Genomic DNA, 12866 nt, shown 5'->3' on the forward strand with positions numbered 1-12866 from the left:
ATGCCGGCGAAATCCAAACGACGCAAGGGCACGGTCCCGTTCGGACCGTACGAGACCTGGTACCAGGTGACGGGCGACCTCTCCTCCGGCCGCCCGGCCCTGGTCGCCGTCCACGGCGGCCCCGGCAGCACCCACGACTACCTGCGCAACCTCACCGAACTCGCCGAGCACACCGGCCCGGTCGTCCTCTACGACCAGCTCGGCAACGGCGGTTCGACCCACCTGCCCGACAAGGGACCGGACTTCTGGACCCCCGACCTGTTCGCCGACGAGCTCGCCAACCTGCTCACCCAGCTCGGCATCGACGACAACTACGTCCTGTTCGGCCAGTCGTGGGGCGGTCTGCTCGTCACCAAGTTCGCCGCGGCCAAGCCCGCCGGACTGCGCGGCCTGGTCATCGCCAACGCGCCCGCCTCCTACCCGCTGTGGCTCGAGGAGGCGGCCCGGCTGCGCGCCGAGCTGCCGCCCGGCGTCAACGAGACCCTGCTGCGCCACGAGGCGGCCGGGACCACGGACACCGAGGAGTACCACGCGGCGATGCGCCCGTTCTACGAGAAGCACGTCTGCCGCCTCAAGCCCTGGCCGCGCGACTACCTGGCCTCGTTCTACGAGGTGTACAACGACCCGACCGTCTACTACGCCATGAACGGCCCGAGCGAGTTCCACGTCGTCGGCACCCTCAAGGACTGGACCGTCACCGACCACTGCCCCGACGTCGCCGTGCCCACCCTGATCATCTCCGGCCGGTACGACGAGGCCACCCCCGCGACCGTGCAGCCCTTCCACGATCTGATTCCGGACAACCGCTGGGAGATCTTCGAGGAGTCCAGCCACCTGCCCCACCTGGAGGAGCCCGAGCTGTTCCAGAAGGTGATGAAGGAGTTCCTGGACGGCGTTTCCGCCAATCGCTGAGGCCGCGTCGAGGACAGGCCGAGCCCCTTCCGTCACAGTGGTGCCGACACCGCCGGGCCCCGCAGGGCCCGGCGGACCCGATTCGGTACAGGGGGAGCACCATGAGCACGCTGGCGGGCAGGACGGCTCTGGTCACGGGCGGTTCGCGAGGTATAGGCCGGGCGATCGCCGTACGCCTGGGCGCGGAGGGCGCCCTGGTCGCGGTGCACTACGGCAGCAACGCGGCCGCCGCCGCGGAGACCGTCGCGCGGATCGAGAAGGACGGCGGCCGGGCGTTCGCCGTCCAGGCCAAGTTCGGTGAGGACGGCGCGATCGACCAGCTGTTCGAGGGGCTGACGGCACAGCTGCCGGCGGACGGCGGTCTGGACATCCTGGTCAACAACGCGGGCATCTCCTCGTCCCGCTCCATCGGCCAGATCTCCGCCGAGGAGTGGGAGTCGCTGTTGGCGGTCAACGTCACCGCGCCCTTCTTCGTCACCCAGCGGGCCGTGCCGATGCTGAACGACGGCGGCAGGATCGTCACCATCGGCTCGGTGGCCAGCCGGTTCGCCGTCTCGACGCAGATCGGCTACAGCATCACCAAGGCGGCCCTGGAGGCGTTGACCCCGGCGCTGGCCAACGAGCTGGGCCGGCGCGGCATCACGGTGAACACGGTCGCGCCGGGCACGGTACGCACCGACATGACCGCGCACTACACCGCCATCCCCGAAGTGGTCGCCCAGCTGGAGTCGGTCGTCGCGCTCGGCCGGCTCGCCGAGCCCGAGGAGATCGCCGACGTGGTCGCCTTCCTCGCGGGCCCCCAGGCCGCCTACATCTCCGGCCGCACCCTCGACATCTCGGGCGGCACCTACCTCGGCCCGATCATCCCGGGCTGACGGCCGGGCCCCGGGCGGCGCTCATACAGTGACGCGAGTGGCCCTCTAACGGGCCTGGTTAGCCTCTCGCCATGTCTGTGGAAACCACCGAGCCGCCCGGGGCGGGCGCACCGCCCGCCAAGGAGATCCGCCGTCTGGACCGGGTGGTCATCCGGTTCGCCGGGGACTCGGGTGACGGTATGCAGCTCACGGGTGACCGGTTCACGTCGGAGACGGCGTCCTTCGGCAACGACCTGTCGACGCTGCCGAACTTCCCCGCCGAGATCCGTGCCCCCGCAGGGACCCTGCCGGGTGTGTCGTCCTTCCAGCTGCACTTCGCCGACCATGACATCCTCACCCCGGGTGACGCGCCGAACGTGCTCGTCGCGATGAACCCGGCCGCTCTGAAGGCGAACATCTCCGACCTGCCGCGCGGCGCGGAGATCATCGTCAACACCGACGAGTTCACCGACCGGGCCCTCCAGAAGGTCGGCTACGCCGGCAACCCGCTGGAGGACGGCTCGCTCGACGGCTACCACCTCCACCCGGTGCCGCTCACGACCCTCACCATCGAGGCGCTGAAGGAGTTCGGCCTGTCCCGCAAGGAGGCCGGACGCAGCAAGAACATGTTCGCGCTGGGTCTGCTGTCGTGGATGTACCACCGTCCGACGGAGGGCACGGAGAGGTTCCTGAAGTCGAAGTTCGCGAAGAAGCCGGAGATCGCGGCGGCGAACATCGCGGCGTTCCGGGCGGGCTGGAACTTCGGGGAGACGACCGAGGACTTCGCGGTCTCCTACGAGGTCACCCCCGCAAGGGAGTTCCCGCCCGGTACCTACCGCAACATCTCCGGCAACCTCGCCCTGGCCTACGGCCTGATCGCCGCCTCCCGGCAGGCGGAGCTGCCGCTGTTCCTCGGCTCGTACCCGATCACTCCGGCCTCCGACATCCTGCACGAGCTGAGCAAGCACAAGAACTTCGGTGTGCGGACCTTCCAGGCCGAGGACGAGATCGCCGGCATCGGTGCGGCGCTGGGGGCGGCCTTCGGCGGTTCGCTGGCCGTGACCACGACGTCCGGTCCCGGTGTGGCGCTGAAGTCGGAGACGATCGGCCTGGCGGTGTCGCTGGAGCTGCCGCTGCTGGTGGTGGACATCCAGCGCGGCGGGCCCTCGACCGGGCTGCCGACCAAGACCGAGCAGGCGGACCTGCTCCAGGCGATGTACGGCCGCAACGGCGAGGCCCCCGTCCCGATCGTCGCCCCCCGCACTTCGGCGGACTGCTTCGCCGCGGCGCTGGAGGCGGCGCGGATCGCGCTGACGTACCGCACGCCGGTGATGCTGCTGTCGGACGGTTACCTGGCCAACGGCTCCGAGCCGTGGCGGATCCCGGAGCTGGACGAACTCCCGGACCTGCGCGTGCGGTTCGCGTCCGGCCCGAACCACACCCTGGACGACGGCAGCGAGGTGTTCTGGCCGTACAAGCGGGACCCGAAGACCCTGGCCCGTCCCTGGGCGATCCCCGGCACCCCGGGTCTGGAGCACCGTATCGGCGGGATCGAGAAGCAGGACGGCACGGGCAACATCTCCTACGACCCGGCCAACCACGACTTCATGGTCCGCACCCGGCGGGCGAAGATCGACGGCATCGACGTCCCGGACGTGACGGTCGACGACCCGCACGGCGCACGCACTCTGGTCCTGGGCTGGGGCTCCACCTACGGGCCGATCACGGCCGCCGTCCGCCGGCTGCGCGCCGCAGGAGACCCCATCGCGCAGGCCCACCTGCGCCACCTCAACCCCTTCCCGAAGAACCTCGGGGAGGTCCTCGCCCGCTACGAGCGCGTCGTGATCCCCGAGATGAACCTCGGCCAGCTCGCCCTGCTCATCCGTGCGAAGTACCTGGTCGACGCCCACTCGTACAACCAGGTCAACGGCATGCCGTTCAAGGCGGAACAGCTCGCCACCGTGCTGAGGGAGATCACCGATGCCTCTTGAAGCCCTTTCCCTCGTGCCGAAGGCCGAGGCCAGGCAGTCGATGAGGGACTTCAGGTCCGACCAGGAGGTGCGCTGGTGCCCGGGGTGCGGGGACTACGCGATCCTGGCCGCCGTGCAGGGCTTCATGCCCGAGCTGGGCCTGGCGAAGGAGAACATCGTCTTCGTCTCTGGGATCGGCTGCTCCTCCCGCTTCCCGTACTACATGAACACCTACGGGATGCACTCCATCCACGGCCGGGCCCCCGCCATCGCCACCGGACTGGCCACCTCCCGCCGCGACCTGTCCGTGTGGGTGGTGACCGGTGACGGCGACGCGCTGTCCATCGGCGGCAACCACCTCATCCACGCCCTGCGCCGCAACGTCAACCTCAAGATCCTGCTGTTCAACAACCGGATCTACGGCCTGACCAAGGGCCAGTACTCCCCGACCTCCGAAGTCGGGAAGATCACCAAGTCGACGCCGATGGGCTCCCTCGACGCCCCCTTCAACCCGGTCTCCCTCACCCTCGGCGCGGAGGCCTCCTTCGTGGCCCGCACCGTCGACTCCGACCGCGAACACCTCACCGAGGTGCTGCGCGCGGCGGCCGCCCACCGGGGCACGGCGCTGGTGGAGATCTACCAGAACTGCAGCATCTTCAACGACGGCGCCTTCACGCCCCTCAAAGACAAGCAGCAGGCCCAGGAGGCGGTCATCCGCCTGGAGCACGGCCGGCCCGTCCGCTTCGGCCCGGACGGCACACGCGGCGTGGTCCGCGCCCCCCGGACCGGTGACCTGGAGATCGTCACCGTGACCCCCGAGAACGAGGCCGAAGTCCTGGTCCACGACGCCCACGCCGCCTCCCCGACCACCGCCTTCGCACTGTCCCGGCTGGCCGACTCGGAGACCCTGCACCACACCCCCATCGGCGTCTTCCGCGACATCGACCGCCCCGTCTACGACACCCTGATGGCCGACCAGCTCGACACGGCCGTCGAGCGGCAGGGCAAGGGCGACCTGGCCGCCCTGATGACCGGCGGCGACACCTGGACCGTCGGCTGACGCGGGCCCCGGCTCAGACGGACGTCCCGGCGCGCTCCGGCTCACCGGCCGGCGGCTGCTCGTGGGCCGGCTCCTTCAGCCGCTTGCCGAGCAGCACGAACAGCAGGACCAGCCCGACCGTCAACAGGATGTGGCCGATCCCGGCCACCGCGGGCACGACCTCCGGCACGTCGTCACCGAGCACGGTGAGGCAGCCGTGCACGCCCATCATGCCCACGGTGACCGCGATGCCCGCGTTGTAGAACCAGAAGAAGTACGTGAAGAGCTTCGTCCCGGACAGCTGGAACTGCTTGTCGAGCGCCAGGACGATCAGGAAGCCCAGCATGCCCAGCGCCAGCAGATGTGTGTGCATCAGCGCGAGCTGGGTGTCGCCGGTGAAGTCCTCGGCCTTGGTGAACTCCCGGTAGAAGAGTCCGGAGACCACTCCCACGATCATGTAGACGTGCGCGGCGTAGTACGACTTCCGCATGCTGGTGCCTGCTCCCCCGTGTCGATTGCCGTGTCGGCGGCGCTCATTCAAGCACCGGCGGATCCGGTTCGGCGACGGTTTTCAGCGATGACGGTCGCGGCAGTCGGGGGACAACGTGGCAGTCCAGACCACAGTCCATGAATGCCCGCTCTGACGGCGACACAGCTCGCACACCTGGCTCAGCAAGGAGGGGGAAGACCGTCAGCCGCTGGTCTGCACGAGGGTGAGGTGGAGGGCGAAGACGCCGAGGGCTTCCTTCTCGGGCGGGGGCGGTCCCACGCAACGCCGCCGGGCGCACCCTCAAATATGGACGGCCCAGTGGCATCACTTCACATCGGGATTGATCTCTGAATCACCGCAGTGGTGACTCGACCCAGGGGGCAAATTAGCGGCCACGGCGCGTGAACCCGAGCGTTTCCCCGGCGCCGACCGGGGGGGCGCTGTCATGACACCCGAACCGATCCCGCGCCGAGCGCTACGACCCCCCGCGCAAGGACTGCCGTGGTGGCGTACTCGTCTACCGAGGACGACCCGGCGCCCGACCCCCGAGCCGGCCTCATAAGCCGCTCACTGCGTGGGCTCGCGGTTGTAGAGCTTCTTGGCCCACAGGTAGCCGCCCGGGGCGATCAGGGCGCACCAGCCGATGGCGAGAATCGCGTTGTTGCCGATCGGGGTGCCCATCAGCAGCCCGCGCAGGGTCTCGATGAACGGGGTGAACGGCTGGTAGTCGGCGAACCATTGAAGCCCGGCGGGCATCGAGTCGGTGGGGACGAATCCGCTGCCCATCATCGGCAGGATCATCAGTGGCGTCAGCATGTTGCTCGCCGCTGCGACGCTCTTGGCCATGATGGCCAGCGCGACCGACAGCCAGGTGAGCGCGAAGATGATCAGCACGAGCACGCCGATCACGCCGAGCCATTCACCGAAGTCCGCGGTGGGCTCGAAGCCCACCAGCAGTGCGACGCCGGTGACGATGGCCATGCTCAGCAGGGTCTGGGTCAGGCTGCCCAGCACGTGGCCGGTGAGCACCGAGACCCGGGCGATGGCCATGGTGCGGAACCGGGCGACGATGCCCTCGGTCATGTCGAGGGCCACCGAGATCGCGGTGCCCTGCGCCGCGGTGGCCGCGGTCATCAGGATGACGCCGGGGACGACGTAGTTCACGTAGGTGTCCCGGCCGCCCGACGGCCCGCCGAGGCCGCTGCCGAGGATGCCGCCGAGGACGTAGACGAACAGCAGCAGGAAGACCACCGGGACCCCGGCGGCGGTGAGGGTGAGCGTCGGGTAGCGCAGCATGTGCCGCAACTGGCGGCGCAGCATGGTCACCGAATCGGTGAAGGCGTGGGTGGCGGTGCTCATCGGACGGGCTCCTGTTCCGCGACGGGGTTGCCTGTCAGCGCAAAGAAGACATCGTCGAGATCCGGGGTGTGGACCTGGAGTTCGTCCACGGTGAGCGAGGCGCGGTCGAGCCAGTCCAGCAGTGCGCGTAACGACCGGACGTCGCCCTGGCTGGAGACCTGCAGAGTGAGTGCCTCATCGTTGCGGGACACCACGTCCAGGTTCTGGGCCGCGTAGTCGTGGCCGCGTGCGTCGGCGAACCGCAGGGTGATGTGGCCGCCGCCGACCTGCCGCTTGAGCTCCTCTGCCGTGCCCTGGGCGACGATCTTTCCCTGGTGCAGCACCGCGATCCGGTCGGCGAGCTGGTCGGCCTCGTCGAGGTACTGGGTGGTGAGGAAGATCGTGACGCCTTCGTCGGTCACCAGACGGCGGATGATTTCCCACATGGTCCGCCTGCTGCGCGGGTCCAGACCGGTGGTCGGCTCGTCGAGGAAGATCACTCGGGGTCGGCCGACGAGCGTCATCGCGAGGTCCAGGCGGCGGCGCATCCCGCCGGAGTACGTCACCGCGGGCTTGCGGGCCGCGTCCACCAGGTCGAACCGCGCCAGCAGGTCGGTGGCGCACTGCCGCCGTTCCCGGCGGGGCAGGTGGTGCAGGTCGGCCATCAGAAGCAGGTTCTCCTCGCCGGTAAGAAAGCCGTCAACCGCGGAGAACTGGCCGGTGACACCGATCGCGGCACGGACCGCGTCCGGATCCCGGACCACGTCGTGGCCGGCGACCCGGATGTCGCCGGCGTCAGCGCGGATCAGCGTGGACAGGATCTGCACCATGGTGGTCTTGCCTGCGCCGTTCGGGCCGAGTAGCGCGAAGACCGATCCTGCGGGGATATCGAGGTCGATGCCGCTCAGCACCACATGGTCGCCGTACGCCTTGCGTACCGCGGTCGCCGAGAGGGTGGGGGGACCGAGGGTGGTGGTCATGGGTTTCGCTTCCGTCGATGAGCTTTCAGCCAGCCTTCATGACTCAGTAATACTTGCGTTGCATGCATTGATGCGTCAATCGCATTCACGTGAAGCAACGACATAAGCGCAGGTAACAAAGGTTAATCGTTGCATGACGGGTGCCAGGTAATGCAACGGGAGGGGCGTTGCATTAAGCTCGTTCGGACGTCGAACAGTGGAGGACGCCCGATGCCCGGCGACCGACTCACGCTTCAGGACCGGCAGCAGATCGCCGCGGGGCTGCGCGAGAAGCTGACCTACGCCGCCATCGGCCGCCGCATCGGGCGGCCGACTTCGACCGTCACCCGCGAGGTGATGCGCAATGGCGGGCCGCGCGGCTACCACGCCGAGGCGGCGCACCAAGTGGGCGCAGGGCACGCGCGTCAGCGCAGGACCCCCGCGCCGGCGACCTCACCGGGAAGGGCCGGCCTCGGCGGGCGCGATCCGCGGATCGTGGACGAGGTGGGCGCGCAGAGCGTGGAGCTGATGATTCAGGCCGGGCTCCCGCAGATGATGGCCAGGGTGCTCGCCGCGCTGTTCACCACCGACAGCGGCAGCCTCACCTCTGCGGACCTCGTGCGACGCCTGCGGGTCAGTCCCGCCTCCGTCTCCAAGGCCATCGGCTACTTGGAGAACCAGGCACTCATCAAGCGCGAGCGCGACCCCCGCAGCCGCGCCGAGCGCTACGTCATCGAAGACGACGCGGTGTTCACATCCATCATGGCCGGCGCGCGCAACCAGACCCGGATCGCCGAAGCCTGCGCGGCCGCAGCCCGGAAGCTTGGCGTCACCACCCCTGCCGGTGCCCGACTGGAGAACACGGGCCAGTTCCTCCGCCACGTCATCGACGACCTGGTCCGCTCGGCCGAGCACTGGCACAAGGTCTACTCCACCCGCCCTCGACAGGCGTCCGAAACCGACTGAGCGGGTCACGTTGGCCGCAGGTCTCGCCGCATCGCTTCCGTCACGATGTCCACCGTCACGATTGACGGCCCTGTTCTCTTGTAGCTCCGGCCAGGTGGCGCCAAGCGCTGCGTGATTCCCAGGGCTGAGATCCCCCGAGGGGTCGACATCCCGACAGTTGCCCAACCGCATTCGATCCGCAGGGGTCGCGTTTCATAGGCGGCCGCTCGTGAAACAGGTGGTCACTCGGCGGCCCACCTGCGGCGATCATGTTTCACGAGTTGTTGCAAACGGTTGGACGCCTGAAACGCCCTCATAAAACGATCCGGGGCCGTGAGCGACGACTTCAAGCGCGTGGAATCGCATGACTGCCCAATGTCCACCTGCGCCGTCCCCGCGGGCTCCCCGTGCCGGACCGGCAAGGGCAAAGTGGCCATCCAGTACCACACCGCCCGCTTCCGCCTCGTGCCCCAACTCGCCAAGGCACTCAGCGCGCCGACCCCCGCCGTACGCAAGCCGGGGTCGGTCTGGGCCGAGCTGCCCCGGCCGGTGAGCGCCGGCGCCAACCGGTCAGGCAGGTCCGCCTTGGCTACGCCCGCGCCTCGACCGCCCGGCAGTCCCTCGACGCACAGCTCGACTCCCTCGCCGAGGCCGGGGTGACGCGCGTCTTCTCGGAGAAGATTTCCACTCGCGCCACCAAGCGCCCCGAGCAGTAACGCCAAGCCGTTGATCACGGTCCGGCTGTACTGGTGAGGGCGTTGACGCGGTTCTCGTACTCGCAGCGGGCCTTGCACTGTGCCGGGACCATCGGGGCAGCCTGGGCGCCGTCGAGCGGTGGGCAGCGGGCGAGAGTCTCCGCCCAGGACCGGACCGTCCTCGCCGTCGGCCTGCTGGTACCTCACCACCCCCCGGAGCGGCCACCCGGCGGCTTCCTCGCCGACCAGGGCGGTGATGGCCTCGATGTCGTCGGCGAGCTTCGCCCACACCTCGGTCCGCTGCTCGGTGGCCTGCGTAGCGCGCCAGAAGTCGCCTGATCGACTCCGTCGAACTGCCCGATCCCCCATGACTCCCCAGCCACAGAACAGGACCTCAGGCGGCCGGTACGTCAACGACGTGCGTGCGGAGGCCTCGCTCAGGCCCCCTCACCGTCACCACGCTTACTGATCATTTCCGTCGACGGGACCAGCCACCCGAGACGCAGAACCGCTGCTGCTGTCCACGACCTGCTGATGCCCACAGCTCGCACGCGAAGCCAGGCGCGCCACAGACTCATGACCCGGCCTGCTGATGTGAGTGCTGCGGGCTTGACAACGGTATAAGAGGACGCCGAACAGGCATCGCTTTGACCTGCGAAAACGCCTCGGTCCGACCGATCTCTGCATCGGGTGACCCGATCCTGGCCTCGGTTTACCCGATGCTGGGATCGCCTCGACCCGACTTCCAGAGCGGTTGCACCTGATCTGAGGATCGACAGCACCCGATCCTCAGATCGCCCTGCATGAACGAAAAGTACATGTTGCTTGGGTGCCCGGGCCTGCCGGTAGCCCTTGGACGGCGGAGCCCTGCGTCGATGCGACACGACCGAGAGCGCGGAATGCATTGACCAAACGAGCATGTACGTTAGGTTCATCTCAACCGATCTCCCGGTCGGCTCGCATGGTCAGATCAGCAATGCCCGTGGTTCGGAGGAACGTTGGCAGCAGCACGGCCAGTGCGGCGCGTGGTGGATGAGTTCGGCAATGACGTCCCCACCGCGGCATATGCCTACAGCGGCTGGCACGCCACCGTGGACAAGGAGAGGGTGCGCGCCATCACGCGCAAGTCGTCCGGGTTCACGCCAGCCGAGAAGTTCATGGTCCTGTGGTTCATCGGTGCCTCACCGCCCGGCATGGAACCCGTTCACCGCACGGGCAAGGACATTGCTGACGAGGTCGGGATGACGCCGGATGCGCTCGGGCGGATCATCAAGAAACTGGCCAGACACCGGTTGATCATTGAGACTGGGAAGCTGGGCCGCATCAAGCTGTACAGGATCAGTCCGTACATCGCTTTCCACGGATCTGGTCTTGAACAGAGGGAAGCGGTGAAGGGCTGGAACCCGCCGGACATCCCAGGATGGACGGCGCCGGGTCCACGTGATTGGGAGGGCCAGTGAAGGCTGCCGACGGCGAGTACTACCGGGCCGTGCTGCGGCGTACCGCGGGCCTGTCACCGAGCCAGCGTCTGATCGTCCTGCTGTACGCCATGATGCCGACGGACCGGGCCGGAGCTGTCCGGATGACCGGCCAGGAACTCGCAGCCGAGGTCGACATGACTCCTACCGTCTTCTCCCGGATGCGGCGGCAACTGGTTGAGGCCGGCTGGCTGGAGCAGTCGGACCGTTTCTCCAACATCGTGTACTTCCGCCTTACCTCGCGGGCCACGGGAGAAGAGAACGTCGTCTCCATGCGCCGCGTCATGTGAGTTTGGGCGCCTGAGAGCGCCCAAGCTCAGCATGTACCTGTCGTTCATGTGGAACGACTCCTCGAACGGTATGCCTGAACTCGTGTGCGGCAACGGCGGCCTCTCCCAGCCGGTGAGGAGGGCGTAGCCGGGGCCGGCTGCTGCCGGTTTTCAGGCGAGGACAGCCGCGGCACGCGCCCCCTCGACCAGAGCCGCCGGGAGTTCGGCGCGGCCCTGGACGCGCAGCTTGCGGTAGATCCGGGTCAGGCGCTGTTCGACGGTGCTCACCGACAGCAGCAGGGCCGTCGCGATCTGCCGGTTGGTCAGTCCCCGGGCGGCCAGCGCCGCCACGCGCTGCTCGGGACCGTTCAGCGGCTCCCGCTCCACGATCCGCGCCGCGGAGTCGGGCCACACCGAGATCTCCGTCAGCCGCAGCTCCACGCCGGTCCGTGAGGCGGCGTCCGGGCAGACGTCATGGGCGAGTTCGAGGATCCGCTCGGCCTCGTCCGGCCGGCGCTGCGCCAGCAGCTCCTCGGCGAGATCCCGCAGCACCTCCAGATCGCCCGGCCGGGCGGGGCGCCGTACCCCGTCCGCGATCGGCGCGAGGAAGTGACCGGCCACCACGGAAGCCGTGGCGCCGGTCTCGCGCAGCGCCAGCGCGGCACGCCGGTGCAGACCCGCGCGGGTACGCGGGGGAGTGCGCGTCAGTACGACGTCCCGGACCACCGGGTGCCGGAAGCGCAGCCCGTCGAGCAGCCCGCAGGAGCGCAGCGCGGCGAGTCCCGGCACCTCGGCGCCGGCGCCCACCAGCCGGGCGAGGACCGGCTCGGCCGCGCGCTCACCCAGGATCGCCACCGCGCGGGCCGACGCGACGGCGGCCGGTCCGCTGCGGGCCAGACAGGTGGCGACGGCCGCGGCGAACGGCCCGTCGGGCGCCACCGCGACCGCCCCCGCCGGATCCGCCGTGGAGCCCGCCGCCTGCCACTCCTCGGTCAGGGCCCGCAACAGCAGCGGGTTGCCCCCGCTGATGCGGTACAACTCGGAGACCGCGCCCCGCGAACGGCCCGCGACCGCGTCGGCCGTCTCCTGGAGCGACAGCGGGCCCAGCGTGATCCGCCGGACGTGCGGCCGGCCCGTCAACTCGGTGACGAACGCCGCGTCGTCGCCCGCGGCCTGCGCGGAGACGGCGACGACCAGCAGCACCGGGGCGGGCCGGGCGTGCTGGGCGAGGTGGCGCAGGTAAGGCAAGGACAGCGGATCGGCGTGCTGTACGTCGTCCACGCAGAGCACCACCGGCCCGCCCGCGGCGAGGGCGCACAGCTGCGCGCAGAACTCCGCCCCGGCCTCCTCGCGCCTCGGCAACGCGAACAGGGGCGCGGTTCCCGCGAGTTGCCGCAGCACGCCGAGCGGCGCCCGTCGGCCGTCCTCGGTGGCGGCGGCGGTGAGCACCAGCGCCCCCACGGCAGCGGCCCGCTCCGCCACGGCCGCCAGGAGATGGCTCTTGCCGCAGCCTGCCGCCCCCTCGATCACCACCACCCGGGACCGTCCCACCGCGCAGGTGGCGAGGACCGTCTCCAGAGCACCGGCCACCGATGTCCTGTCCGCCGCCTCCGTCATGAGCCGCCCCTTCACCGCAGTCGCCGAACGTCCGCCCATCCGGGACAGGATCCGGGGAGCGCCTCTAGACCGGGTCGAGAGCCGACGGAGATGCCCCCGACCGGCCCCGCCCGAAAACGCCGAAGCCCCCGCGGCGGCCTCGAAGGCCGGCGGGGGCGTCTCGGTGGGGCGTCTCGGTGGGGCGTACGTCAGACAGCGGCGACGGTGGGCCAGCCGATGTCGTCGGTGGACTTGGCGGAGGCGGTGGTGACGGTGGGCCAGCCGATGTCGTCGGTGGACTTGGCGGAGACGGTGGTGAAC

Annotated in this window: 12 protein-coding genes and 1 pseudogene; 9 read left to right on the top strand and 4 right to left on the bottom strand. The window is 69.4% G+C overall.

The window, feature by feature from the left end; genetic code table 11:
• The 4 genes from ACWGJM_RS22800 (at position 1) to ACWGJM_RS22815 (ending at position 4796) form a co-directional block, all read left to right on the top strand.
• A complete protein-coding gene (locus ACWGJM_RS22800) occupies positions 1-912 on the top strand; it encodes a proline iminopeptidase-family hydrolase (RefSeq protein WP_453413509.1) in 912 nt (303 codons plus the stop codon).
• Positions 913-1013: 101 nt separating this feature from the next.
• Positions 1014-1787, top strand: a complete 774-nt coding sequence (locus ACWGJM_RS22805; protein ID WP_453413510.1) for an SDR family NAD(P)-dependent oxidoreductase — start codon at positions 1014-1016, stop codon at positions 1785-1787.
• 71 nt (positions 1788-1858) lie between these two features.
• A complete protein-coding gene (locus tag ACWGJM_RS22810) occupies positions 1859-3757 on the top strand; it encodes a 2-oxoacid:acceptor oxidoreductase subunit alpha (RefSeq protein WP_453413511.1) in 1899 nt (632 codons plus the stop codon).
• Positions 3747-4796, top strand: a complete 1050-nt coding sequence (locus tag ACWGJM_RS22815; RefSeq protein WP_453413512.1) for a 2-oxoacid:ferredoxin oxidoreductase subunit beta — start codon at positions 3747-3749, stop codon at positions 4794-4796. Before ACWGJM_RS22810 ends, ACWGJM_RS22815 begins: the two co-directional genes overlap by 11 nt.
• Before the next feature lie 13 nt (positions 4797-4809).
• Here the strand turns inward: ACWGJM_RS22815 and ACWGJM_RS22820 are convergent, their stop codons facing one another.
• From ACWGJM_RS22820 to ACWGJM_RS22830, 3 genes are all read right to left on the bottom strand, one after another.
• Entirely contained in the window at positions 4810-5265 is a 456-nt protein-coding gene (locus ACWGJM_RS22820) for a DUF2871 domain-containing protein (protein WP_453413513.1), read from the bottom strand.
• A gap of 567 nt (positions 5266-5832) precedes the next feature.
• Positions 5833-6624, bottom strand: a complete 792-nt coding sequence (locus ACWGJM_RS22825; protein ID WP_453413514.1) for an ABC transporter permease — start codon at positions 6622-6624, stop codon at positions 5833-5835.
• A complete protein-coding gene (locus ACWGJM_RS22830; RefSeq protein ID WP_453413515.1) occupies positions 6621-7583 on the bottom strand; it encodes an ATP-binding cassette domain-containing protein in 963 nt (320 codons plus the stop codon). The genes ACWGJM_RS22825 and ACWGJM_RS22830 overlap by 4 nt, the downstream gene beginning before the upstream one ends.
• A 210-nt stretch (positions 7584-7793) precedes the next feature.
• Between ACWGJM_RS22830 and ACWGJM_RS22835 the strand changes: the two genes are divergently transcribed.
• The 5 genes and pseudogenes from ACWGJM_RS22835 to ACWGJM_RS22855 all read left to right on the top strand — a co-directional run bounded on the left by ACWGJM_RS22835 (position 7794) and on the right by ACWGJM_RS22855 (position 10970).
• Complete coding sequence (locus ACWGJM_RS22835) at positions 7794-8528, top strand: helix-turn-helix domain-containing protein (protein WP_453413516.1); 735 nt, start codon at positions 7794-7796, stop codon at positions 8526-8528.
• A 354-nt stretch (positions 8529-8882) separates the two neighbouring features.
• Positions 8883-8951: pseudogene (locus ACWGJM_RS22840) on the top strand (hypothetical protein); the annotation flags it as partial.
• A gap of 83 nt (positions 8952-9034) precedes the next feature.
• The gene (locus ACWGJM_RS22845; RefSeq protein ID WP_453413531.1) at positions 9035-9223 is read left to right on the top strand and encodes a recombinase family protein; all 189 of its coding nucleotides are present in this window, start codon (positions 9035-9037) and stop codon (positions 9221-9223) included.
• A 1004-nt stretch (positions 9224-10227) separates the two neighbouring features.
• Positions 10228-10662, top strand: coding sequence for a MarR family transcriptional regulator (locus ACWGJM_RS22850; RefSeq protein WP_453413517.1), 435 nt, complete (start codon positions 10228-10230; stop codon positions 10660-10662).
• Complete coding sequence (locus ACWGJM_RS22855) at positions 10659-10970, top strand: helix-turn-helix domain-containing protein (RefSeq protein ID WP_453413518.1); 312 nt, start codon at positions 10659-10661, stop codon at positions 10968-10970. The genes ACWGJM_RS22850 and ACWGJM_RS22855 overlap by 4 nt, the downstream gene beginning before the upstream one ends.
• Positions 10971-11120: 150 nt before the next feature.
• On the opposite strand, the gene ACWGJM_RS22860 is transcribed toward ACWGJM_RS22855, so the two are convergent.
• The gene (locus ACWGJM_RS22860) at positions 11121-12566 is read right to left on the bottom strand and encodes an AAA family ATPase (RefSeq protein WP_453413519.1); all 1446 of its coding nucleotides are present in this window, start codon (positions 12564-12566) and stop codon (positions 11121-11123) included.
• Positions 12567-12866 lie beyond the last annotated feature (300 nt).

It is taken from the genome of Streptomyces sp. NPDC054834, from assembly GCF_053611185.1.